18 protein-coding genes and 1 tRNA gene are annotated in these 20,894 nt (G+C 61.9%); 5 read left to right on the top strand and 14 right to left on the bottom strand.

Features of this window, described 5'->3' with window-relative positions:
- Positions 1-194 precede the first annotated feature (194 nt).
- The 6 genes from clpX to I554_RS0102115 form a co-directional block, all read right to left on the bottom strand.
- Complete coding sequence (gene clpX, locus I554_RS0102140; protein WP_024575278.1) at positions 195-1,469, bottom strand: ATP-dependent Clp protease ATP-binding subunit ClpX; 1,275 nt, start codon at positions 1,467-1,469, stop codon at positions 195-197.
- A 342-nt stretch (positions 1,470-1,811) separates the two neighbouring features.
- A complete protein-coding gene (locus I554_RS0102135) occupies positions 1,812-2,579 on the bottom strand; it encodes a hypothetical protein (protein ID WP_024575277.1) in 768 nt (255 codons plus the stop codon).
- Positions 2,580-2,639: 60 nt separating this feature from the next.
- Entirely contained in the window at positions 2,640-2,804 is a 165-nt protein-coding gene (locus I554_RS0102130) for a hypothetical protein (protein WP_244432700.1), read from the bottom strand.
- A 56-nt stretch (positions 2,805-2,860) separates the two neighbouring features.
- The gene (locus tag I554_RS0102125; RefSeq protein ID WP_024575275.1) at positions 2,861-3,313 is read right to left on the bottom strand and encodes a hypothetical protein; all 453 of its coding nucleotides are present in this window, start codon (positions 3,311-3,313) and stop codon (positions 2,861-2,863) included.
- Positions 3,314-3,390: 77 nt separating this feature from the next.
- Positions 3,391-6,759: a CHAT domain-containing tetratricopeptide repeat protein gene (locus I554_RS0102120; RefSeq protein WP_024575274.1), complete on the bottom strand. Its 3,369-nt coding sequence runs from the start codon at positions 6,757-6,759 to the stop codon at positions 3,391-3,393.
- Between the two features lie 268 nt (positions 6,760-7,027).
- Complete coding sequence (locus I554_RS0102115) at positions 7,028-7,660, bottom strand: ATP-dependent Clp protease proteolytic subunit (RefSeq protein ID WP_024575273.1); 633 nt, start codon at positions 7,658-7,660, stop codon at positions 7,028-7,030.
- Positions 7,661-7,996: 336 nt separating this feature from the next.
- Here I554_RS0102115 and I554_RS0102110 point away from each other — a divergent pair, with 336 nt between their 5' ends.
- Entirely contained in the window at positions 7,997-8,446 is a 450-nt protein-coding gene (locus I554_RS0102110; protein WP_024575272.1) for a MaoC/PaaZ C-terminal domain-containing protein, read from the top strand.
- Between the two features lie 30 nt (positions 8,447-8,476).
- On the opposite strand, the gene tig is transcribed toward I554_RS0102110, so the two are convergent.
- Positions 8,477-9,835: a trigger factor gene (tig, locus tag I554_RS0102105; protein WP_024575271.1), complete on the bottom strand. Its 1,359-nt coding sequence runs from the start codon at positions 9,833-9,835 to the stop codon at positions 8,477-8,479.
- A 166-nt stretch (positions 9,836-10,001) separates the two neighbouring features.
- Positions 10,002-10,086, bottom strand: a tRNA-Leu gene (locus tag I554_RS0102100).
- A gap of 186 nt (positions 10,087-10,272) precedes the next feature.
- Between I554_RS0102100 and I554_RS0102095 the strand changes: the two genes are divergently transcribed.
- Positions 10,273-11,580 (top strand): multicopper oxidase domain-containing protein, encoded by a 1,308-nt coding sequence (locus tag I554_RS0102095; RefSeq protein WP_024575270.1) that lies wholly within the window; start codon positions 10,273-10,275, stop codon positions 11,578-11,580.
- Between the two features lie 103 nt (positions 11,581-11,683).
- Here I554_RS0102095 and I554_RS0102090 read toward each other — a convergent pair whose 3' ends face one another.
- A complete protein-coding gene (locus I554_RS0102090) occupies positions 11,684-11,983 on the bottom strand; it encodes a DUF1330 domain-containing protein (RefSeq protein WP_024575269.1) in 300 nt (99 codons plus the stop codon).
- Positions 11,984-12,074: 91 nt separating this feature from the next.
- On the bottom strand, positions 12,075-13,574 hold the full coding sequence (locus tag I554_RS0102085) for a bifunctional ADP-dependent NAD(P)H-hydrate dehydratase/NAD(P)H-hydrate epimerase (RefSeq protein ID WP_024575268.1): 1,500 nt from the start codon (positions 13,572-13,574) through the stop codon (positions 12,075-12,077).
- Between the two features lie 384 nt (positions 13,575-13,958).
- Between I554_RS0102085 and I554_RS0102080 the strand changes: the two genes are divergently transcribed.
- Positions 13,959-14,297 carry a P-II family nitrogen regulator gene (locus I554_RS0102080; protein WP_024575267.1) on the top strand — a complete coding sequence of 113 codons (339 nt, stop codon included), beginning with the start codon at positions 13,959-13,961 and terminating at the stop codon, positions 14,295-14,297.
- 131 nt (positions 14,298-14,428) lie between these two features.
- Complete coding sequence (gene glnA, locus I554_RS0102075; RefSeq protein WP_024575266.1) at positions 14,429-15,838, top strand: type I glutamate--ammonia ligase; 1,410 nt, start codon at positions 14,429-14,431, stop codon at positions 15,836-15,838.
- Positions 15,839-16,072: 234 nt separating this feature from the next.
- Here glnA and I554_RS0102070 read toward each other — a convergent pair whose 3' ends face one another.
- From I554_RS0102070 to I554_RS0102055, 4 genes are read right to left on the bottom strand one after another with little or no spacing between them, the layout of a single operon-like run.
- Positions 16,073-16,525 carry a DUF1801 domain-containing protein gene (locus tag I554_RS0102070; protein WP_024575265.1) on the bottom strand — a complete coding sequence of 151 codons (453 nt, stop codon included), beginning with the start codon at positions 16,523-16,525 and terminating at the stop codon, positions 16,073-16,075.
- Between the two features lie 7 nt (positions 16,526-16,532).
- Entirely contained in the window at positions 16,533-16,745 is a 213-nt protein-coding gene (locus tag I554_RS0102065) for a hypothetical protein (RefSeq protein WP_029659782.1), read from the bottom strand.
- Positions 16,746-16,784: 39 nt separating this feature from the next.
- Complete coding sequence (locus I554_RS0102060) at positions 16,785-17,216, bottom strand: SRPBCC domain-containing protein (protein WP_024575263.1); 432 nt, start codon at positions 17,214-17,216, stop codon at positions 16,785-16,787.
- Positions 17,213-17,536, bottom strand: a complete 324-nt coding sequence (locus tag I554_RS0102055; RefSeq protein WP_024575262.1) for a metalloregulator ArsR/SmtB family transcription factor — start codon at positions 17,534-17,536, stop codon at positions 17,213-17,215. The genes I554_RS0102060 and I554_RS0102055 overlap by 4 nt, the downstream gene beginning before the upstream one ends.
- Positions 17,537-17,734: 198 nt before the next feature.
- Here I554_RS0102055 and I554_RS0102050 point away from each other — a divergent pair, with 198 nt between their 5' ends.
- Entirely contained in the window at positions 17,735-20,374 is a 2,640-nt protein-coding gene (locus I554_RS0102050) for a DUF3772 domain-containing protein (RefSeq protein ID WP_152527638.1), read from the top strand.
- The last annotated feature ends 520 nt before the right edge of the window (positions 20,375-20,894 follow it).

Raw genomic sequence — 20,894 nt, 5'->3', positions numbered from 1 at the left:
GGTGTGCTCCGACTCGATAGACTTACCTTGCCGCAGCACACCATTAGGTGGCTATGGTGCATGGGGGTGTCAAGAGAGCGAAAAACCCCTGTCAGACTTGGGTTATTCTAAAGTCGCGTAAAACACGGAACCGGCTGCCGAGGGGTCTCGGCAGCCGGTTCCTGTTGAAAACCTCGGTGGTTTATGTGGCCTGCTCAGGCGCTCGCGCTGGTCTCAGCCGCGCGGTCAGACCGGTCGGCATAGATGTACAGCGGACGCGCCGTCGCCTCGACCACTTCGCGCGAAATGACGACTTCCTCGACGCCTTCAAGGCCCGGAAGGTCGAACATGGTCTCGAGCAGAATGCTTTCGAGGATCGACCGCAACCCGCGCGCGCCGGTCTTGCGCTCGATGGCCTTGCGGGCCACCGCGCCAAGCGCTTCGTCGGCGAAGGTCAGCTCGATATTCTCCATCTCGAACAGCCGCTGGTACTGTTTCACCAGCGCGTTCTTCGGCTCGACCAGGATCTTCTTCAGCGAAGCCTCATCGAGATCCTCGAGCGTCGCCACAACCGGCAGACGTCCGACGAATTCCGGGATCAGACCGTACTTGAGCAGATCTTCCGGCTCGACCTCGCGGAAGATTTCGCCCGTGCGGCGGTCTTCCGGCGCCAGAACCTGTGCAGCGAAGCCGATCGACGTGGTCCGGCCGCGCGAGGAGATGATCTTCTCCAGGCCCGAGAACGCACCGCCGCAGATGAACAGGATGTTGGTCGTGTCCACCTGCAGGAACTCCTGCTGTGGATGCTTGCGTCCGCCCTGCGGCGGCACGGAAGCGACCGTTCCTTCCATGATCTTCAGCAGCGCCTGCTGCACGCCCTCGCCCGACACGTCGCGGGTGATCGACGGATTGTCGGACTTGCGTGAAATCTTGTCGATTTCGTCGATGTAGACGATGCCGCGCTGGGCGCGCTCGACGTTGTAGTCGGCCGCCTGCAACAGCTTCAGGATGATGTTCTCGACGTCCTCACCAACGTAACCGGCTTCGGTGAGCGTGGTCGCGTCAGCCATCGTGAACGGCACGTCGAGGATGCGGGCGAGCGTCTGCGCGAGCAGTGTCTTGCCCGAACCGGTTGGACCGATCAGCAGGATGTTCGACTTCGCCAGCTCAACATCGTTGTGCTTGGTCTGATGGTTGAGGCGCTTGTAGTGGTTGTGGACCGCGACCGAGAGCACCTTCTTGGCGTGCTGCTGACCGATCACGTAATCGTCCAGAACCTTGCAAATCTCCTTCGGCGTCGGAATGCCGTCGCGCGACTTCACCAGCGACGACTTGTTCTCCTCGCGGATGATGTCCATGCACAGTTCGACGCATTCATCGCAGATGAATACGGTCGGGCCCGCAATGAGTTTGCGGACTTCGTGCTGGCTCTTCCCGCAGAACGAGCAATAGAGAGTGTTCTTTGAATCGCTCGTACCGACCTTGCTCATTCCTATCTCCGTCCGCCGCTCGATCTTGTTCTAGGGGCTTGCCCCATCCCGGCACACACCGAGATGATGTGTAGATAGGAGCAAAAACCGTACCAAAAAAGACCCGTCACCTCAGTTACCGTGCGAATCACGGCTCAATCGAATCCTGATCCACGGTCCCTAGCCAACCATGGTGACACCCGACTATCAAGAATTCGCTAACCGCCCAACCATTCAACTCCGTGATCTTGGCGCAATTTTGCGCGATTTCAGGAGCTTGGCCTGTCGAATTCATTGCAGCGTTGCGGGAATGACACGGGCCTCTGCCCGATGGAACTCCGCTGAGCGGACACCGGTTGGCAGCTATGTGCCCAGGATGCCCTTGAGGCCCGCATATATCGACCCGGCCGCTGTGGACAAGATGCCAAGCAGCGGGCCAGCCGTGCGCATCAATTCCTGAATGATTCTCGCCCGGCGCCGGAGCTGCTCCTCCCCGACATACGGCCCGAGAAAACGAGCTGCTTGGTAGGCGGCGGCATTCGGCCGATCCACCTGAGACAGGGAACTGGCCAGCAGTTGCAAGATCAGAATGCCGAGAATGTTGCCGGTCAGGAACGCCAGCGCGATGCTCGCCGAATACTCCAGCACCTCGCGCCATTCCACCCACGATCCCGGAAGGATCGGAACATGGTCGTTCAGGCCCGTCACGGTCAGCATACAGAACACGCTGAGCAGCGCCGTCAGGATGCCGACAACGGCGGCGCCGCGATAGCCGATTTTCTGAACCGCGTAGATGGCGAAGCCGAACGGCAACGGAATGATCACCGAGGCGATCCGCAGGTAGAGCGGCGACACGTTCAGTACGATGGTGACGATGATATGCGCCGCGACCAGCAGGATCGCCGGAATCAGGATGTAACCGATACTGTGAACCGCGAACGATCTGACAGGATGGCGCCGCCGGTAAAGCCGCGCGCTGACGTTGTCCAACTCGCGCCTTATCTTTTCGATGTCAGAGACGATGCTCTCGATTTCGCGAAGCACCGGGCGAACCACCCGCAGATCGCGAGAGCAGTGCTTGCAGACCAGTGCTTCGTCTTTCACCTTCTCGGCGCAGAAAGGGCATTCCATCAGAATGCCGGCGCGTAAGACGTGAAAGCAAAGAGCATGAAAGCAAAGGCCCCGGACATATCAACTCCGCCGCAGTGAGAGGCGTTGGCGGATCCGGAGCGCCTCAAGCTCCGCCTTCGCCTGCATCAGTTCTTCGCGGGCGAGAGCGCGCTTGCGCAGAAGATCATCCCGCTCGGCGATCAGCGTTTCGGGAATCGTGATGTCGCGCGAGCACGAACTGCACACTAGCGCCTCGGCGACTGTGGGCTGTGCGCAAAAGGGACAATGTGCCGGCATGCGGCTCAGGGCGCGACTTTAAGGGTGAAGCTGGTGGTCGCAGTGCGTCCCTCCGAATCCTTCACATCCACGCGAATGACATGATCGCCGGCCGGCAATTCCGCATCGGGCATGTCGATCCCGTCCGGCTTGACGAACGGCTTCATTCGCGGCGTCAGATCGACCGACGGGCTCTTGATGTAAGTTACCTTCAGCGAATCCGTATCGATCCTGGCCCCGCCAAATGACTCGAACTTCAATTGAAGACGCATCGGCGACTTCGCTGGATCGGCAGTCCCGACAAGGGCGACCTTGGGTCCGCGCGTGATGCCGCGGGTGGCAACCGCGACCGCGCCTGCGGGCGGAGGAAGCTTGGCCTCGTCGGCGGAAATCAGAACCGTGCCGGCGCTGACCGGGGGCGCAGCCATCAGGACGAAACCGGTTGCGAGCACCGCAACCTGCAACAACGACCGGCGCATCTCAAATCTCCTCAACCGCAATGCCGCAAGTCTACAGCACGACATCTTCCTCCGAAAGACACTTCGGCTGCCCTTCCTTAACGCCCGCCGCCGTCACCGATAATCGAATACGGCGCCCAGAACAGTGGATGCGCGTAGGCGAACTCTGTCTTGCCGTTCGCGCCGAGGTAACCCGGCCCGTCAGCCAGCGCCATCATCGCCTGCCGCAGCGCCTCGCCGCGTGTCAGCTTCGGATCATCGGCCTGCCGCTTGAACAGATCCGTCACCAGCTCGCGGGCCGACTGAGAATGCACCGACCAGTTGGTCACCAGAAGCGCACGTGTCCCGGCGTAGAAGAACGCCCGGCCAAGACCGGATGCGGCCTCGGCACCCGCGCCTGCTCCCGCTGCCGTATTACAGGCGGACAGCACGACCCAGTCGGCATCGAGCTTGAGCGACAGGATTTCCTCCATCGTCAGCAGCCCGTCGCCATCGCCGTCGGAGATCGCGGGCGCCGACAGCGCCAGCGCCGGTTGTGTCAAGCCATCCAGTTCGCCCGGCACCAGACCGTGCGTGGCGAAGGCGACAATCTTGAACCCCGAGAGGTCCATCGACTTCACCTTCTTCTCGTTCGCGTCCTTGCCGAGGTTGAGAACCTTGGTGGGATCGGCCTGGAGCGCGAGCGCGATCGAGGTCAGTTCTTCCGAGGTATCGGGCAAGCGCGGCAACTGTCCAAGCTGCGCACTGTCGACGCCCTCGAGCTGCGGGCTGTTGCGCCGCTTGAGCGGCAGGCCGCGCGTGGCGACCGAAGCATCGGCGACCTGTATCAGTTTGTCGGTCTTCGCCGCCTCATCCGCCTGCTCCTTGCTGAAGTAAGGATCACCGAACGCGATCAGGTCCTGCCGCGTGGCCTTGCCCGCCGGCAGCTTGCGCAACGTCTGCAAGGCAGACGCCGACGGCACCAGCGTTACCGCATGAGTCCGCGCCAGCCAGGGTACGTTGCGATAGCTCACGAACAGAGGGTCGTCATTCGTTTTGATTTCGGCGGCGGCGGTCGGCAGCAGCGAGAGCGGCAGCAGGCCGAGCCCGCCGTTGGTCACGACGATCAGGCTTTTCGCGGGCTTCCAGGCGCTCTCCAGCGGCTTCAGCAACTGATCGTACAGCTCCGACGCCAGTTTCACATCGAATGCCGGAATGTCCGAGATCATCGCCGCCTTCGGCTCCAGCGCCTCGCGCAGCTTGGTCACGGTCGCGTTCAGATCGCCGAGCGACATCTTGATCCGGGCGAACTGCACCGGGGCGTCCTTCCGCACCACCCAGATGAAGCTGTCGAAGCGGCCGAAGTAGAACGACAGCAGCGCCTCCTCTCCCGTGAGCTGTTTTTGCAGGTCGCTCGCGTTCGGCGGCGGCGGGTTCACAAGATTTCCGTAGTCGGGAAACTTCTTCGCAATCTCGCCTAGCGTCTGCGTCCGTGCAGCCTGCAATGCCGCGATTTCCGCCTGCGTTGCCTTGACGGCTTTCTCCTCGCGTTCGGCGGGCGGAAGGGTCAGCAGGTTGTTCAGCGTGGCGACCGCCGCACCGATCCGCTTTTCATTGTCCTGCGACGTGCGCATCAGCTTGGCGAGTTCAGGATTGCTGGTGGACGCACGGGCGGACGACGCCTGCAATGCGCGTTGCACAGATTGCCCGCGCAGCAGATCCGCATAGGCAAAGGTTTCCTCTGCAACATTGGGTGGCGCAGCCGCCGGATTGAGCGCCAGCGTGCGGAGATAACCTTCGACCACGAACCGGATGCGGCCTTCGCGCGCCGCGGCCGTCGATCCGCTGTCGTCGTCGCTGCCGCTGGATGCGGTCTGCAGGACCGGGATGGAATCCTTGTACGCCTGCAGCGCCTCGTTGGTCCTGCCCTTGCGCGCCAGCGCTATCGCATAATAGCCGCGCGCAACAGCGGTATTGAGGCTCTTGTCGCCCGAGCGTGCCCTTTCCCGTTCATACGATCGCTGAGCAATTTCAAGCGCGTTGTCGTAGTTGCCTTGCGTGAGCAGGATGGAGACACGGGCAAGGCCACCGCTCACCGCTTCACGGCGCGAGGGCTCCCATTTCGCTGTCCAGACGTCGACCTGATCGTAGAGCTTCGTGGCCTCTTCATACTTGCGCTCAAGATTCAAAATCTGCGCAAGGAAGACATTCGCATTGACCATCTGACCGGAGTCGTCGGCGTAGCCGAGCCCCTTGTAGATATCGATGACTTCGCGCTGAAGCCGTTCGGCCTCTGCGTAACGGCCCTGCTCTTGAACCACATAGACGAACACCGACAGAATGCCCGCGGTGTCGGCATGGAATTTACCGGACTTGCTGAGGCGGCTGAGCAACGCGCGCCGCACATCCGCCTCGCCTTCGCCGACGCGCCCCTGCTTGACCTTGGTACGGCCTTCAAACGCCGTGGCCCAATCGGCGAACCGCTCCATCTCGCCTTCGGCAGGTTTGCTTTCCCACTGCGACATGGTGGCGAGCGCGTTGGTGTAAAACACGGCGGACTTGCGATATGCGGCCTCGGCATCGGCAAAGCGGCCCCGCGCTTCGGCGACACGCGCATTGCCGTCTTCAACGGTCGCCTGCCAGCTCATTCCATAGATCGGGAAGACCGGCCAGCGCTGCGCCTCGGCCAGCAACGAACGATTGCGGGCGGCATAGGATTCGGCGGCGTTGATGTCGCCCGACCGGATCAACCCGATCGACTGCCCCAGGTACAGACTGAAAAGCCGACCCTTTCCTTTGGGCAGGCTGTTTGCGGCGGCGATCTGTCTCGCAGCGATAGCGTCAGCGCGCTTGTTCTCGCCGGCTTCACGAAGGCGTCGCATCAGGAACTGTTCGTAGCGGGCAAATATCTTGACGTCCTCGCCCTTGCCCAGAGCCACGGTCTGTTCGGCATCCCGAAGCGCTTCAGCGCTACGTCCGACAAGCGTTCGCGCCTGCCCGCGCTTGTAGTAAAACGCCGCAAGCTCGTTCCCCTTCAAACCGGCCGGCACCGGCGCATCGGCCGTCGCGGTCAATTCGGCGATCTTGGCAGGATCCGGCTTCTGCTGGTCGAGAATCGCCGTGATGTCCGACACCGTGCGCGGCGGCGCCACGAGCGTCGTCGCGTTTTTCGCAAGCGCCGCGGCGCCTGCGGCGATGTCCTCCTTCTTCGGCGCGGACACCTTCGCGGCGTCGAACAGCGCCGCCTTCGGCCGTGCGGCCATCATCGCATTGCGGACACACGGCGTGGCAGCGGCTTTCGCGCGCGCCATGCAGGCTTCATGCGGTCCGCCGCTCTGCTTGCACGCCATGTAGGTGGGTCGGCCGATCGAGTTGCGGCAGCTTTCGCGCGCCTGCTCGAGTTCAAGCGCGGAGGCTGGAACAGTGGTGATGAATGCGAGGAGCGAAACGATGAACGCGGCCGAGCCGCTCTTTGCTGCTGTCATCATGGGTCTGCTCCCGGACATTGTCGTTCCCACCGAAATGCGGCGTGTCCGGAGCGCAATTGGAGACCGTCCAAAAAATACAGATCGAAATAAGACGGGCCAAAAGTCCCGGATCAATTGAGATAATTAGCGGCCAATAACAGATTGCGGTCAAGTACGGCCGCGGATGAAACCGCAAAAACCACCTATCCAATTGGGTAGTGCCATCCAAACGAAAACGGACGCCCGAAGGCGTCCGCATTGACTGTCACAACCAGGCCGGGAACCTGAGTTACGGCGCTTTCGGCGCTGTTTCCTCGGCGCGCTTGTCGATCACCTTGTCAACCAGACCGAAGTCCTTCGCCATTTCAGCGGTGAGGAACTTGTCGCGCTCCAGCGCGTCCTCGATCGCCTTGTAGGGCTGGCCGGTGTGCTTGACGTAGATCTCGTTCAGCCGCTTCTTCAGGTTCAGGATTTCCTGCGCGTGCAGCATGATGTCGGTGGCCTGGCCCTGGAACCCGCCCGACGGCTGGTGGACCATGATCCGCGAGTTCGGCAGCGAGAAGCGCATGTCCTTCTCGCCGGCGGCGAGAAGCAGCGAACCCATCGATGCCGCCTGCCCCGTGCAGAGCGTGGAGACCGGCGGGCGGATGAACTGCATGGTGTCATAGATCGCCAGACCCGATGTCACCACGCCGCCGGGCGAGTTGATGTACATCGAGATTTCCTTCTTCGGATTCTCCGCTTCCAGGAACAGGAGCTGCGCGACGATCAGCACCGACATGCCGTCCTCGACCGGACCGGTCACGAAAATGATGCGCTCTTTCAGGAGGCGCGAAAAAATGTCGTACGCCCTCTCGCCGCGGTTGGTCTGCTCGACCACCATCGGCACGAGGTTCATGTAGGTTTCAACGGGATCGCGCATTTATCACCTGAAGGTTAGTTGAGGCGCAGCCGGACGTCTTGGGGACTTGAAGGGTTCCGGCGGACGATGTGCCTCGTGATGCAGAAGGGTCGGACCCTACAGATATAGCAAGGTAGCCCGGCCACAAGAGCGGGAAAAAGCCCAATAAGGCCTAAGCCCGGCCAGTTGAAGCCGATTCGGCCGGGGGCGAAAAGCGACGCGGCCGGATCGGAAGGGCTTATTCGGCCCGTATCGTTAATGGTTTTTCGGCCGCCGTGGGCTTGATCCGCGAGGTAATGGCCGCACGGACCCGACCTGCTATCGTCGGCCGCTTCTCACGGTCAGGACCATCCGCTCATGCTTTACGCCGAAGATCTCACGGTCGGGCAACGTTTTCCGTTTCGCGCCTATCCGATCGGGCAAGCCGAAATCATCGAGTTTGCGGAGCGTTTCGACCCGCTCTTTATCCATGTCGATCCGGTCGCCGCCAGGAACGGGCCCTTCGGCGGCATCATCGCCAGCGGATTGCACACCACGGCGATCTATCAGCGGCTGATTGTCGAGGCGATGTGGTGGCAGGTCGCCGGCGTTGCGGGCACCCGCATCGAATCCAGATTTCAGAGACCGGTCCGCCCCGGCATGACGCTCACGGGGCACGCAGAGATCGCCGAGATAGCGCTTCGGCCCGAACGAAAGAATGCCGTCATCACGATCCGCAGCCAGCTGACCGACGGAACCGATACGGTTCTGTCGGTCGTCCTGGATGCCGTAATCCATTTGCGGCCCGATCACCCCAGCCGTAGCTGACGATGACCGGTTCGGTCGCAGCGGCCGCTATCAGGCGGCCGTCTTGTCTTCTTCTTCCTTGAGCAGGTCGTCGCGCGAGACCTTCTTTTCGGTCACGTTGGCAAGCTCGAGGATGAAATCGACGACCTTGTCCTCGTAGATCGGTGCGCGAAGCTGGGCCAGCGCGTTCGGGTTGCTGCGATAGAAATCCCAGACTTCCTTCTCGCGGCCCGGCGACTGGCGCGCACGGTCGATCAGCGCACGGCTGACTTCATCGTCGGTGACGGTGATCTTGTTCTTCTCACCGATCTCGGAGAGCACGAGGCCGAGGCGAACGCGGCGGTCCGCGATCTTGTGATACTCTTCCTTCGCCGCCTCCTCGGTGGTGTTCTCGTCGGCAAAAGTCTTGCCGGTCGATTCCATCTCGGCCTTGATCGAGTTCCACATCAGGTTGAACTCTTCCTCGACCAGCGACGGCGGCGGACCGAACTTGTGCGTCTCGTCGAGCTTGTCGAGCAGCATGCGCTTCACGCGCTGACGCGAGGCGCCGGAGAATTCCTGCACGAGACGCTCGCGCATGGCTTCCTTCAGCTTGTCGAGCGATTCCATGCCGAGGTTCTTGGCGAACTCGTCATCGACCTTCGACTCCTGCGGAGCTTCGATCAGGCTCGCGGTGGTCTCGAATTCCGCGTCCTTGCCGGCGAGATTCGGCGCGGCATAGTTCTTCGGGAACGACGCCTTCACGGTGCGGGTTTCGCCCGACCCAATGCCGATGAGCTGGTCTTCGAAGCCCGGAATGAAGGTGCCCGAGCCGATCACGACCTGGATGTTCTCGCCGGTGCCGCCGTCGAACGCCACGCCGTCGATGGTGCCCTTGAAGGCCACGGTGACGCGATCGCCCTTCTCGGCCTTCGCGCCTTCCGCCTTCGCCTCATAGGGGCGGCTCTGGTCGGCGATGCGCTTCAGCGCTTCGTCGATGTCGGCATCGGTCACTTCCGCCACCGGCTTCTCGACATTGAAGGTCTTGAAGTCAGCCAGTTCGATCGCCGGCACGACTTCGATCGCGACCGAATAGTTCAGGTCGGACTTGCCCGCGAGAATGTTTTCGATTTCCTTTTCCTCGGTCGGCATCGTGACCTTGGGTTCGGTCGCGAGACGGAAACCGCGCTCGGTGAAAATTCCGGCGTTGGTGTCGCGGATCAGCTGCTCGACGGTCTCGGCGGCGACGGAGCGGCCGTAGACCTTCTTGAGGTGAGCGACAGGCACCTTGCCGGGACGGAAACCGTTCAGCCGGACCTTGTCTTTCATGTCGACAAGACGGGCATCCACCTTGGCATCGATATCCGATGCGGGAACGCTGACCTTGAACTCGTGCTTCAATCCCTCGGCGAGGGTCTCGGTGACCTGCATGGCGTCAATCTTCTTCCGGCTTGACCCGGCGCCGCCGGGTCGTTGTCAATCGATTGGATACAAACCATCCGGCAGTGGAGCCGTTCGGAATGCATCGGTGGTGCGGCGGACACGTTCCCGCGAGGGACGCCTCCTCCAGAATTTCGCGCAAACGAAAAATCGCGCCTGGTGCGCTCGGAGGGACTCGAACCCCCACATCTTTCGACACTGGAACCTAAACCCAGCGCGTCTACCAATTCCGCCACGAGCGCGCAGTGGTTGTCTGTCCCGGCACAGCCGCGAGCGGCGGGCTTATAACATGGTGTACCCGCTTCGCGAGCCAAAAAAATGGCTTTCGCAACGCGGCCTTAGGGCGCGCAGGCAGGTCCGCCGCCGCGGCCAAGCGCCCGCTGGACATGGGGTGCGGAAAATGGTCCGCATGGACCATGAAAACGACCATGACAAATCAGGTTTTTTCGCCCTCCAGACGGGTTTTGCTGGCCGGACTGGGCGGAACCGCCCTTGCTTCCGGGCTGCGGCTCCCTGCCACGGCACAGAGCGGCACCCCCCTGTCCCTGCGGGCACGGCCCGCGACGCCGGGCGCGGGACTGCCCAAGAGCCAGATCTGGGCACTCGATACAGGCACATCCGGACCGATGCGATTCTCCAAGGGCGACCTCGCCGTTACGCTTTTAAATGAACTCCCCGCTCCTATCGTCCTGAACTGGCTCGGAATCGATGGCGCGCAGGCGGCATCCCCACTGACCGGACAGGCCCCGGTCCCACCGGGCGGACGGGCGGCATTCACGGTGCCGCTGCGCCAGTCCGGAACATATCTGGTCAATGCCCTGCTCGCCGGTGAAGCCACCGGGCAACCCACCGCCGCCCGCGCGCTGATCGTTGAAGACAATCCAAAGATCGCGGCCGACCGCGATGAGGTTCTGCTGATCGAGGAATGGCGCGTGAAGCCGGACGGCAGCGCGATCCTGCCGGGAAACAATCCTGACGGCACTACCGCAGCCTACACCGTCAATGGACAGGCAAGCCTCGACATCACCGCAAAACTCAACGAGCGGTTGCGCCTGCGTATCGTCAATGGATGCGCCCGCGCTCCCCTCGGCCTGCGGATCGAGAATCATGACGTGCGCGTCATGGCCATCGACGGCCTTCCTGCCGAACCCTTCCTCGCGCGTGACGGCCAGCTTGTGCTCGCACCCGGATCGCGGATCGATGCCTTCATCGACGCGACACGCGCGCCAGGGACGGTCTCGCAGATCATCCTGCATGACGGCACCGCGCCGAAGACGATTGCGCGGCTGACGACCTTGAGCGACGCGCCCGTTCGCCCGGCGCCATTACCCTCAGCACCCGCCTTTCCGTCCAATGGGATGCCCGAACGGCTGAACCTTCAGGGCGCGTTGCGCAGCGATCTCTCGCTCGATCCGAACGCACAATGGATCGCTCCATCAGAGTTCGATGCCGCGGCAAAGCCCGCCTACAGCGTCAAGCGCGGCCGCACCGTCGTACTGGCGATCGCAAATCCAACCTCCGCGCCGGTCGCTTTCCGCCTGCACGGGCATCACTTCCGCCTGCTCGACCGGCTCGACGACGGCTGGAAGCCGTTCTGGCTCGACACCCTGATGCTGGACAAAGGACAGACCCAGCGCATTGCATTCCTCGCCGAGTATCCGGGACGCTGGCTGATGGAAGCCACCGCGATCAACTGGACCGCGCCGAAACTCGTGCGGAGTTATGCGGTGGAGTGAACTCAGTCGTCATTGCGAGCGAAGCGAAGCAATCCATTCTTTCTCATACCCAAAGAGTGGATTGCTTCGTCGCTACGCTCCTCGCAATGACGACATCAGCTTTTTAAACCGGCGCAGGCAATCCGTGCACCAGCAGGCCGACGGTGTCCGCACCGGCGATGCGATCCTTTGAAATCTCCTGATAGCCGGGAGAATCGAGAAAGGCTCTCGCCTGCGGCTCGTCGGCGAACGACATCACCACAACCTTGCTGCCGGTCCATTCCCCATCGAGAACCACGGGCTTCTCGTCCGCTGCCAACAGCCTGCCGCCGGAGTCCTTGAACACGTCGAAGAACTTCGCCTGATACTTCCGGTACCTGTCCTCGTTCGTGAACTTCAACTGAGCAATCACGTAAACCGTCATTCTCTCTCACCTGTTTGATGCTTTGGATCGGATAGCGAAAGCCGCCGTGTCTTCGCGAGAACTATCGACAGCGTTTGTGAAACGATCCGGCTCAGTACGCGATGCCGATCTCGTCGTAGAGGTTGCGCAACACCATGGGCAGCATCTCCGGAAGATCCTCGGCGATCAGGCCCGGTCCGAACTCATGCCCCGCTTCACCGTGCATCCACGCACCGATGCAGGCCGCTTCAAATGCCGGAACACCCTGCGCGAGCATCCCGCCGATGATCCCGGCCAGCACGTCGCCCGATCCCGCCGTTGCCAGCCACGGCGGCGCATTGGCCGTAATGGCGGCGCGCCCATCCGGCGCCGCGACAACGGTGTCAGCTCCCTTCAGAAGCACTATGGCGCCCGACTGGATGGCAGCTAGCCGCGCCCGTTCAAGCTTCGACGCAAGTGGATCATCGGACTGCAACGCACTGAACAACCGTCCGAATTCGCCATCATGGGGGGTGAGGACAACCTGTGGATCATTTTGCTTTTTGATCTCGGTAAACAGCCGCTCGGGAGCCTTGGCGAAACTCGTCAGCGCGTCGGCATCGAGCACCAGGGCACGCTGGGCCGACAGCGCCGCCTGCACGATCTCGCGCGTGCGCTCACCGATCCCTGCCCCCGGCCCGATCACGCAGGCCCTGAGCCGCTTGTCGGACAGCAATTCGGCGAACTGCTTCGGCGTCTCGGTCTCGCGCACCATCACCGCCGTCAGCGCGGCTGCATTGACCGCCAGCGCGTCGCGCGGCGACGCCACCGTGACAAGCCCCGCGCCGGCCCGCAGGGTGGCTCGCGCAGCAAGGCGCGCGGCTCCCGTCGAAATCAGGTCGCCCGAGACAACCACGGCGTGCCCGCGCGCGTACTTGTGGCTCTCGACCTGCGGAAATGGAAACACTTCGGCCCACAGGTCCGGAACGTTCTCGAACGTCTTGGGCGCAATCCTGTCGAGCACGTCCGCATCGATACCGATGTCGGCGACATCGACTTCGCCGCAGTGAATGCGTCCCGGCAGCAGCAGATGTCCGGGCTTGCGGCGAAAGAACGTGACAGTGGCGGACGCATCGACAGCGATGCCCATCACTTCACCGGTATCGCCGTTGATGCCGCTCGGCAGATCGACGCTCAGGATCGGAGCGCCGCTGGCGTTCATCGCCTCGATCATCGCACGAGGGTCGCCCTTCACCGGCCGATTGAGACCCGCTCCGAACAGCGCGTCGATAATGAGATTGGGTTTGCCGATCGCCTGCGGGTCGCACGGCAGGACAGCGCCCGTCCATTCCTCGGCGGCGAACGCGGCATCGCCCTTCAGCGTGGCGCGGTCGCACAGCAGAATGACGGAAACATCTCGCCCGCGCGCCGCCAGTTCCGCCGCGGCGATGAAGCCATCGCCTCCATTGTTGCCACGGCCCGCGACGACCACGATCCGGCCCTGCTCCGCCATCGCCTCCGCCGCCATCGCGACCGCCTGGCCTGCGCTGCGCATCAGGGAGAAGCCGCTGGTGCCACCCATGATCGCGGCTTCATCGGCCCTTCCCATCTCGGCGACTGTCAGGATTTCCATGTGCCATTCGCCTGTTCGGTTCGCCTCATCCAGAGGCACTCTGATAGGAGGAAAGTGAAAAACGGCAGTCTAATATTTGTGCAATTGCCTAATTCATAGACTTTCACTCTCGCAGCATTAGCCGCACAAACAGGCAAAGCGCCCCCTAACGGAATGATCTTGTTGCTCAATTCAACGTCTTAATAAATTGGCACAGACCCTGCTTTTAGGGGGGAGACTTTCGGATTGTCTTGCTCACCGGCACACGCCCGGCGGGCCAGCTCTCGTTTCCCGGGCGTTCACCTGCTCGCGGCCACGGTGTGACGACGAACCGACGTGACGAGCGCGTCCATCGCGCGATATGGAAGTACAGACAGGCCAGTAGAAGTGCCGGGGAGACGTTCAGTGAAAAAGATCGAGGCCATCATCAAGCCCTTCAAGCTCGACGAGGTGAAAGAGGCCCTTCAGGAAGTCGGAATTCAGGGCATCACGGTCACCGAGGCCAAGGGCTTCGGGCGGCAAAAGGGCCACGCCGAACTGTACCGCGGCGCCGAATACATCGTGGACTTCTTGCCCAAGGTGAAGATTGAGATTGTGATCGGCGCCGATCTTGTCGAGAAAGCCATAGACGCGATCAGGCGCGCCGCGCAGACTGGCCGTATCGGCGACGGTAAGATATTCGTATCCAACGTCGAGGAAGCCATCCGCATCAGAACGGGAGAGTCCGGCCTCGACGCCATTTGAAGCTGATTTCAGGCGAGTGTCCTGAAATCCGAAGCCCGCCCTCGCCTCGCTGGCAGTCTCTGCCGGCCGGGGCCCTCACCGCATTCAGACTATTTCCACGACGAACGCCAAAGCAGACATAAGGGGTATCCATGAAGACCGCCAAAGACGTCCTCAAGTCGATCAAGGACAACGACGTAAAATACGTCGACCTGCGTTTCACCGATCCGCGCGGCAAGTGGCAGCACGTGACCTTCGACGTCTCGATGATCGACGAGGACATCTTTGCCGAAGGCACGATGTTCGACGGCTCGTCGATCGCCGGCTGGAAGGCCATCAACGAGTCCGACATGACGCTGATGCCCGACCCCGCGACGGCAACCATCGATCCGTTCTTCGCCGAGACCACCATGGTCATCGTCTGCGACATTCTCGAGCCGTCCACCGGCGAGCCTTACAACCGCGACCCGCGCGGCATTGCCAAGAAGGCCGAAGCCCAGGTCAAGGCGATGGGCGTTGGCGACACCGTGTTCGTCGGCCCCGAAGCCGAGTTCTTCGTGTTCGACGACGTGCGCTTCTCCGCGAATCCGTACAACACCGGTTTCAAGCTGGACTCGTCCGAACTGCCGACCAACTCGGACACCGAGTATGAAGGCGGCAACCTCGGCCACCGCATCCGCACCAAGGGCGGGTACTTCCCCGTCCCGCCGCAGGACTCGGTGCAGGACATGCGCTCGGAAATGCTCGGCTCGATGGCCAAGATGGGCGTCAAGGTCGAGAAGCATCACCACGAGGTGGCGTCGGCCCAGCACGAACTCGGCATGAAGTTCGACACGCTGACCCACATGGCCGACCAGATGCAGGTCTACAAGTACTGCATCCATCAGGTCGCGCACATCTACGGCAAGACCGCCACCTTCATGCCGAAGCCGGTTTACGGCGACAACGGCTCGGGCATGCATGTGCACCAGTCGATCTGGAAGGACGGCAAGCCGACCTTCGCCGGCAACAAGTATGCCGACCTGTCGGAAACCTGCCTCCATTACATCGGCGGCATCATCAAGCACGCCAAGGCCATCAACGCCTTCACCAACCCGTCGACCAACTCCTACAAGCGTCTGGTCCCGGGCTATGAAGCGCCGGTGCTGCTCGCCTACTCGGCGCGCAACCGTTCGGCCTCCTGCCGCATCCCCTACACGACCTCGCCGAAGGCGAAGCGCGTCGAGGTGCGTTTCCCCGATCCGATGGCGAATCCGTATCTCGCCTTCGCGGCGATGCTGATGGCCGGCCTCGACGGCATCAAGAACAAGATCGACCCGGGTCCGGCGATGGACAAGGACCTGTACGATCTGCCGAAGGAAGAACTGAAGACCATTCCGACGGTGTGCGGCAGCTTGCGCGAGGCGCTGGAAAGCCTCGACAAGGACCGCGCGTTCCTCAAGGCCGGCGGCGTGTTCGACGACGACTTCATCGACAGCTTCATCGAGCTGAAGATGACCGAAGTCGCCCGTTTCGAAATGACCCCGCATCCGGTCGAATTCGACATGTACTATTCGCAGTAAGCTTCTTCAGCTTACGCAAATGGAAAGGCGCTCCGAAAGGAGCGCCTTTTTTTGTTTGTGACCAGATATGGTTCGACGCAATCACATATCCCATGTCGTCCCCGCGAAAGCGGGGACCCATAACCACCGAAAGTTATGGTGACGACGCGATGATCGCTTCAGCATTTCCCTCAAATCGATAATTCAGGGAGTATGGGTCCCCGCTTACGCGGGGGACGACAGGAAGAAGGCCGTTCATGCCTTCCTGCTTTTACCGGCTTTCGTTCGCGCCGACGCCGCTGCTTTCTTTGCAGGAATTTTCTTCGCAGATGCCTTTTTCTTCGCCCGCTTCGCCCGATTGAACTCAATCGCCGCCTGCACCAGTTTCTTCAGCGCGGCCGCATCGACCTTGTCGCCCTCGACAAAATCGATCGCCCGCCACACCTTGCCCTCTAAGCCTGCGTTGAAAAGCCTGTCGGGATCGGCGAGGGACGCACCGTGCGAAAACGTCAGTTTCACCTTGTCCTTGTGCGCGTTGCCGATTGCAATGATGCCGTCGCATTCCCACACCGGGCTTCCCATCCATTTCCATTCCTCGGCGATTTCCTTGTTCGCACTGAGGATGGCCTTGCGCACGGCGGCGAGCGTCCTGCCGCGCCAGTCCGCGGTGGCAGCGATCAACTGATCGATCTTTTCCGATGGAGTCATGGGATCATCAAACCTGCTTGCCCGCGCCTCGCGCACCGGCGAGGTAAGGCAGCGCGAACATATACAGGCCGGTGAACATCAACAGGAACAGCGGCAGCAACGGCGAATAGACGATCCAGGCGGGCGGCTCGCCCAGCGCCATCGCAACGAAATTGGCGACGACCGTCAGGGTGAAAATGATCGACAGCCAGCGATGAACTTGCCGGATAGTCTTGCTCATTGAAATCTCCATGCCGATGTTTCGGTGCGCCTGCGTGCCTCACGCGGCCCGCGCCAGCACCTGCTCCAGATTTCCGAAAAATTGCTCCCAGCCGTGGCGCGCGCCGCCGAACGCCTGCTTCTGATCCGGCCGGAAGCCCGCCTGCTCCATGCGCAGATGAGTCCCCGACGCCGTCGGCGTGAGCGTGAACGTCACTACGCTGGTCAGATTGAACGCCGCGTCGTCGTGCGCAAAATTCCAGGTGTAGGACAGTGTCCTGTTCGGCTCGACGGCGAGCACCTCGCAGTCCAGCACGCCGCCCCACTCGCCTTTGAGATTGAAGCTGTGGCCAACGACAGGCTTGAAGTCGTTCTTCATCAGCCACTCCTCGATCAGGTGCGGTTGTGTCAGCGCGCGCCAGAGTTTTTCCGGCGGAAACGCAAATTCCCGTTCGACAACGACGGAGCGCGTCTCGGTCACGGTGTTGCTCATTGGTCCATCCTTTTCAGCAAATTTTCGAGATCGTCGAAGCGGCTCTCCCAGAAACCGGCCATCCGGCTGGTCCAATCGAGCAGCGGTGCCAACGCGCTTGGCCTTGCGCTGTAATGGGTCTGGCGTCCCTCATGCCGGTCGCTCACCAGCCCGGCCTGCTTCAGAACGCCGAGATGCTTCGAGACGGCCGGTTGCGAGACTCCGGCCTGCGCGGTCAGCACCCCGACGGTCTGCTCCCCGCCGCGGCACAGCCGCTCGAAGATCGCCCGGCGGGTCGGATCGGCCAGTGTTTTGAAGAGGATGTCCTGAGCGTTCTGCATGTCTGAGATCAATAACCCGATGGCTATGTATTGATCTATAGCCAACGAGTTATGAGTGCGTCAAGCGGAACCGGAGTCGCCCAAGACGCCATCGCCTCAACCGTGGAACCCGGTGGTCATCTCCGGTCGGCAGCGAACAGAACATCGCCGTGTTTATGCGGCATGAGCGTCGATTAATTCGATGAAACAAGGACGATAATGAATATCCGTACGATTGCCGTTTTCCTCGCCCTCGCCTTGACGCCATGGTCAGCCCTCCAGGCCGCTACGCCAGCGCCCGCTCCCCCCGCGGCGAAGGAAGCCGAAAGCCCCGCTGCAGCACTGGCACCGGCGAAGGAAACGCTTCCCAGCGTGCCGACCCCGACCTACCCGAGCGCCATCGCCAGTCTCAACGGTTGGAAGCAGTTGCTCGACGCGGCCGAATGGCAATTGCAGCTGGGCATGACGGATGATGCCAGACTGACCCAGATCCGCGACGGGATTACCGAGGCGCAAAAGGCAGCACGCGACCTCATCGCCTCCACGACGCTGCGGCTCAATGAGGCAACCGAACGAGCCGCCGAACTGGCGCCGGGCGAAAAGGATACAACGCCGCAGTCCGACGACGTCAAACTGGAACGTGCCAAGCTGCTGGCCGAGATTTCCGCGCGCCAGAGCATCGTTCAGCAGGCCAACCTGATCAACGTACGGGCGCAGCAATCGCTCGATCTCATCTCGGAGCGCCGCCGTGCCAAGTTCACGGATACGGTTTTCAAGCGCTCCCCCAGTCTGATCAATCCATCGTTCTGGGTCAGTGTGGCTGGGGCCATTCCTCCCGCGACAAGCCGTTTGATTGAAGTTGGGTCGCGGTGGATCGGCGTCATGGCGGAGCAACCGCTTCGCGCCGCTTCCGGCTTCGCAATTGCCGTCGTTGTCCTGCTCGGCTTTTTCCTGTCGCCGTGGCGACGCTGGCAGGCGCGCTGGACAACCCGCGATGCCGTGATCACGGAGCCTTCAGCCCTGCGCAAGACAAGCTCGGCGGCGGTTATCGTTCTCGCCAATACCCTCATCCCCGGCACCTGCCTGCTCGTGCTCTATCAGGCGCTGATTGCGCTGGGTGTTCTGCCGGACGAAGTCAGCGCCATCGCACGGCCGCTGTTTGCCGTGATCACCCTTGCGTTCTTTTTCTACAGCCTTGCAACAGCGACGCTGGCGCCGGATCGACCTGCCTGGCGGTTGATCGATCTCGACGACGAGGTCGCCGGCAAGCTGGTCCCGGTGGCGACTCTGCTTGGCGTCGCGGCCTGCTTTGGCGTCCTGCTTCAGGGCCTGAATCGCGCGATCGGCGCCCCCGCCGAGCTATCGGCAGCCAGCGACGGCGTGGTCGCCCTGACGAAAGCTTTCCTGTTCATGGCGGCCTTGCGCATCGCTGCCAACACTGGAGACGATGGCGACAACGAAGAAGAGTACGCAGCAACGACCGTCACAGGCTCGGCATGGCGTCTCCTGATTCCGCTCGGCTGGTTGCTCGCGGCCACCGCCGTGCTTGGGCCGCTGGTTGGCTTCGTCTCGTTTGGCGGGTTCGTCGCAGCAGAGATGACACTTGTCGTCGTCGTCCTGATGGCGGCTGTTCTGCTCAGCCGGTTTGCCGATGCGTTGATCGCTGCGACGTTTTCCTATTATGGAGCCGTGGGCCGGTTTCTGCGGCAGACGGCGGGACTAAGTGGCCCTGCGGTCCGCCAGATTGCCGCGTTGCTGAATGGCTTCGTCCAGTTGGCCTTGATTGCATTCGCCGTGTTCGTGGTCCTCGCCACGTGGGGGATCAATCTCGACGATGTGTTCGGATCGCTGTCGGCGGCGTTCTTCGGATTCTCGATCGGCAAGTTCACGATCTCACCCTCCGCAATTCTCGGTGCGATCCTGGTGCTGATCATCGGCGTGGCGGCAACCCGGGCGATCCAGGGCTGGCTCGAATCCCGTTTTCTGCCCGAGACCAATCTCGACTTCGGCGTTCGCAGCTCCATCCGGACCGGGGTCGGCTACATCGGCATCATTCTGGCGGTCTTCATCGCGCTGTCGTATGTCGGCCTCAATCTACAGAACATCGCCATTGTGGCCGGCGCACTGTCGGTCGGTATCGGCTTCGGTCTGCAATCGATTATCAATAACTTTGTATCGGGCCTGATCCTGCTGGTGGAGCGGCCGATCAAGGTTGGCGATCGCATCGAGGTCGGCGCCCGCATGGGCGTCGTCAAGCGCATCAATGTGCGTGCGACCGAGATCGCGACCTATGACAATGTCTCTGTCATCGTTCCCAACGCCGACTTGATCAGCGGTCAGGTCGTCAACTGGATGCACGGCAGTCATACGGCGCGCCTGTCGGTGAAAGTCGGAACATCCTACAATGCCGATCCGGATCACGTCATCGCGGTCCTGCTCGATATCGCCGGCAACCATCCACGAACAATGAAATCGCCCGCACCATTTGCGAACCTCGGCAACTTCGGCGCCGATGCGCTGGAATTTACGGTGTTCTTTCATGTCGCCAATATCGGCGCTGACGGAGGTGTCGCTGACGAGATACGGCTCGAAATCCTCAGGCGGTTTCGCAAGGAAGGCATTGAAATGCCTTTCGCCCAGCGCGATCTCCACATCCGCGATCTCGGCCGGATCGAAGCCATGGTGCGCGCGGCTGGTAGACGCAACCGCCCCGACTCCAGGCTTGAGACGGCCGAGGCCACTGCGGGCGATCGGGTCAGGGCCGACAACGGCAAAACCGATCGCGTCAGAGGCGACCGTTCCAAGGCTGATGCCACCAGGACAGATGGGAAAAGAACCGGCAAGGAAAGCTGGCAGTAAGCGCGGCGCGGATTGCGCGAGACATCAACATCCGAAATCGTCCGTCACTGCGAGCGAAGCAACCAGACTGCATAACTCGATTGTTGCTCGTCATTCCGGGATGCGCCGCTTGGCGCAGGCCCGGAATCCATCCTGCGGAAATCTGTCTTGGGGCCATGGATTCCGGGTTCGCGCGAAGCCGCGCGCCCCGGAATGACGGCGGAAAGCATTGCCGGCGTCCGGCTCGAAACATTTCGTGATGGGGATACGTATCCCCGTGCTCTGAAGCGCGCTTAAGTTCGCCATGTCCTGTTTGTGAGGGGCGCTTCTCGAGGGCGCTTTGAAGCGGAGCAGGATGCGGTGCCTGCGCGTGTGTCTCGCAAACACAACGTCCGGGAGGCTGGGGTCACCGTCCGGGCCAACTACGTGGCTCTGCCGTTCGCGGCTGGACGCGGAGCGGACGAAGGCGGCGAAAGCCGTCCGGATCAGGGGTCGAGTACCTCCCCCGTCCGCACCCGGAAGTACGGTCCCCTCGCCCAAA

The organism is Afipia sp. OHSU_II-C1 (assembly GCF_000497575.1).
In the GTDB taxonomy this organism is placed as follows: domain Bacteria; phylum Pseudomonadota; class Alphaproteobacteria; order Rhizobiales; family Xanthobacteraceae; genus Afipia.
Note: the sequence above shows the minus strand (reverse complement) of the source record. Positions and strands in the feature narration are given on the sequence as shown.

Excerpts from the sequence above, each read along its gene's own strand:
- I554_RS0102055 (WP_024575262.1), bottom strand. The coding sequence starts at position 17,536 with ATGCAGAACGCTCAGGACATCCTCTTCAAAACACTGGCCGATCCGACC.
- I554_RS0102125 (WP_024575275.1), bottom strand. The coding sequence starts at position 3,313 with ATGCGCCGGTCGTTGTTGCAGGTTGCGGTGCTCGCAACCGGTTTCGTC.
- I554_RS0102070 (WP_024575265.1), bottom strand. The coding sequence starts at position 16,525 with ATGACTCCATCGGAAAAGATCGATCAGTTGATCGCTGCCACCGCGGAC.
- I554_RS0102065 (WP_029659782.1), bottom strand. The coding sequence starts at position 16,745 with ATGAGCAAGACTATCCGGCAAGTTCATCGCTGGCTGTCGATCATTTTC.
- I554_RS0102060 (WP_024575263.1), bottom strand. The coding sequence starts at position 17,216 with ATGAGCAACACCGTGACCGAGACGCGCTCCGTCGTTGTCGAACGGGAA.
- I554_RS0102085 (WP_024575268.1), bottom strand. The coding sequence starts at position 13,574 with ATGGAAATCCTGACAGTCGCCGAGATGGGAAGGGCCGATGAAGCCGCG.
- glnA (WP_024575266.1), top strand. The coding sequence starts at position 14,429 with ATGAAGACCGCCAAAGACGTCCTCAAGTCGATCAAGGACAACGACGTA.
- tig (WP_024575271.1), bottom strand. The coding sequence starts at position 9,835 with ATGCAGGTCACCGAGACCCTCGCCGAGGGATTGAAGCACGAGTTCAAG.
- I554_RS0102090 (WP_024575269.1), bottom strand. The coding sequence starts at position 11,983 with ATGACGGTTTACGTGATTGCTCAGTTGAAGTTCACGAACGAGGACAGG.
- I554_RS0102135 (WP_024575277.1), bottom strand. The coding sequence starts at position 2,579 with ATGGAATGCCCTTTCTGCGCCGAGAAGGTGAAAGACGAAGCACTGGTC.
- I554_RS0102110 (WP_024575272.1), top strand. The coding sequence starts at position 7,997 with ATGCTTTACGCCGAAGATCTCACGGTCGGGCAACGTTTTCCGTTTCGC.
- I554_RS0102095 (WP_024575270.1), top strand. The coding sequence starts at position 10,273 with ATGACAAATCAGGTTTTTTCGCCCTCCAGACGGGTTTTGCTGGCCGGA.
- I554_RS0102115 (WP_024575273.1), bottom strand. The coding sequence starts at position 7,660 with ATGCGCGATCCCGTTGAAACCTACATGAACCTCGTGCCGATGGTGGTC.
- I554_RS0102050 (WP_152527638.1), top strand. The coding sequence starts at position 17,735 with ATGAATATCCGTACGATTGCCGTTTTCCTCGCCCTCGCCTTGACGCCA.
- I554_RS0102120 (WP_024575274.1), bottom strand. The coding sequence starts at position 6,759 with ATGATGACAGCAGCAAAGAGCGGCTCGGCCGCGTTCATCGTTTCGCTC.
- clpX (WP_024575278.1), bottom strand. The coding sequence starts at position 1,469 with ATGAGCAAGGTCGGTACGAGCGATTCAAAGAACACTCTCTATTGCTCG.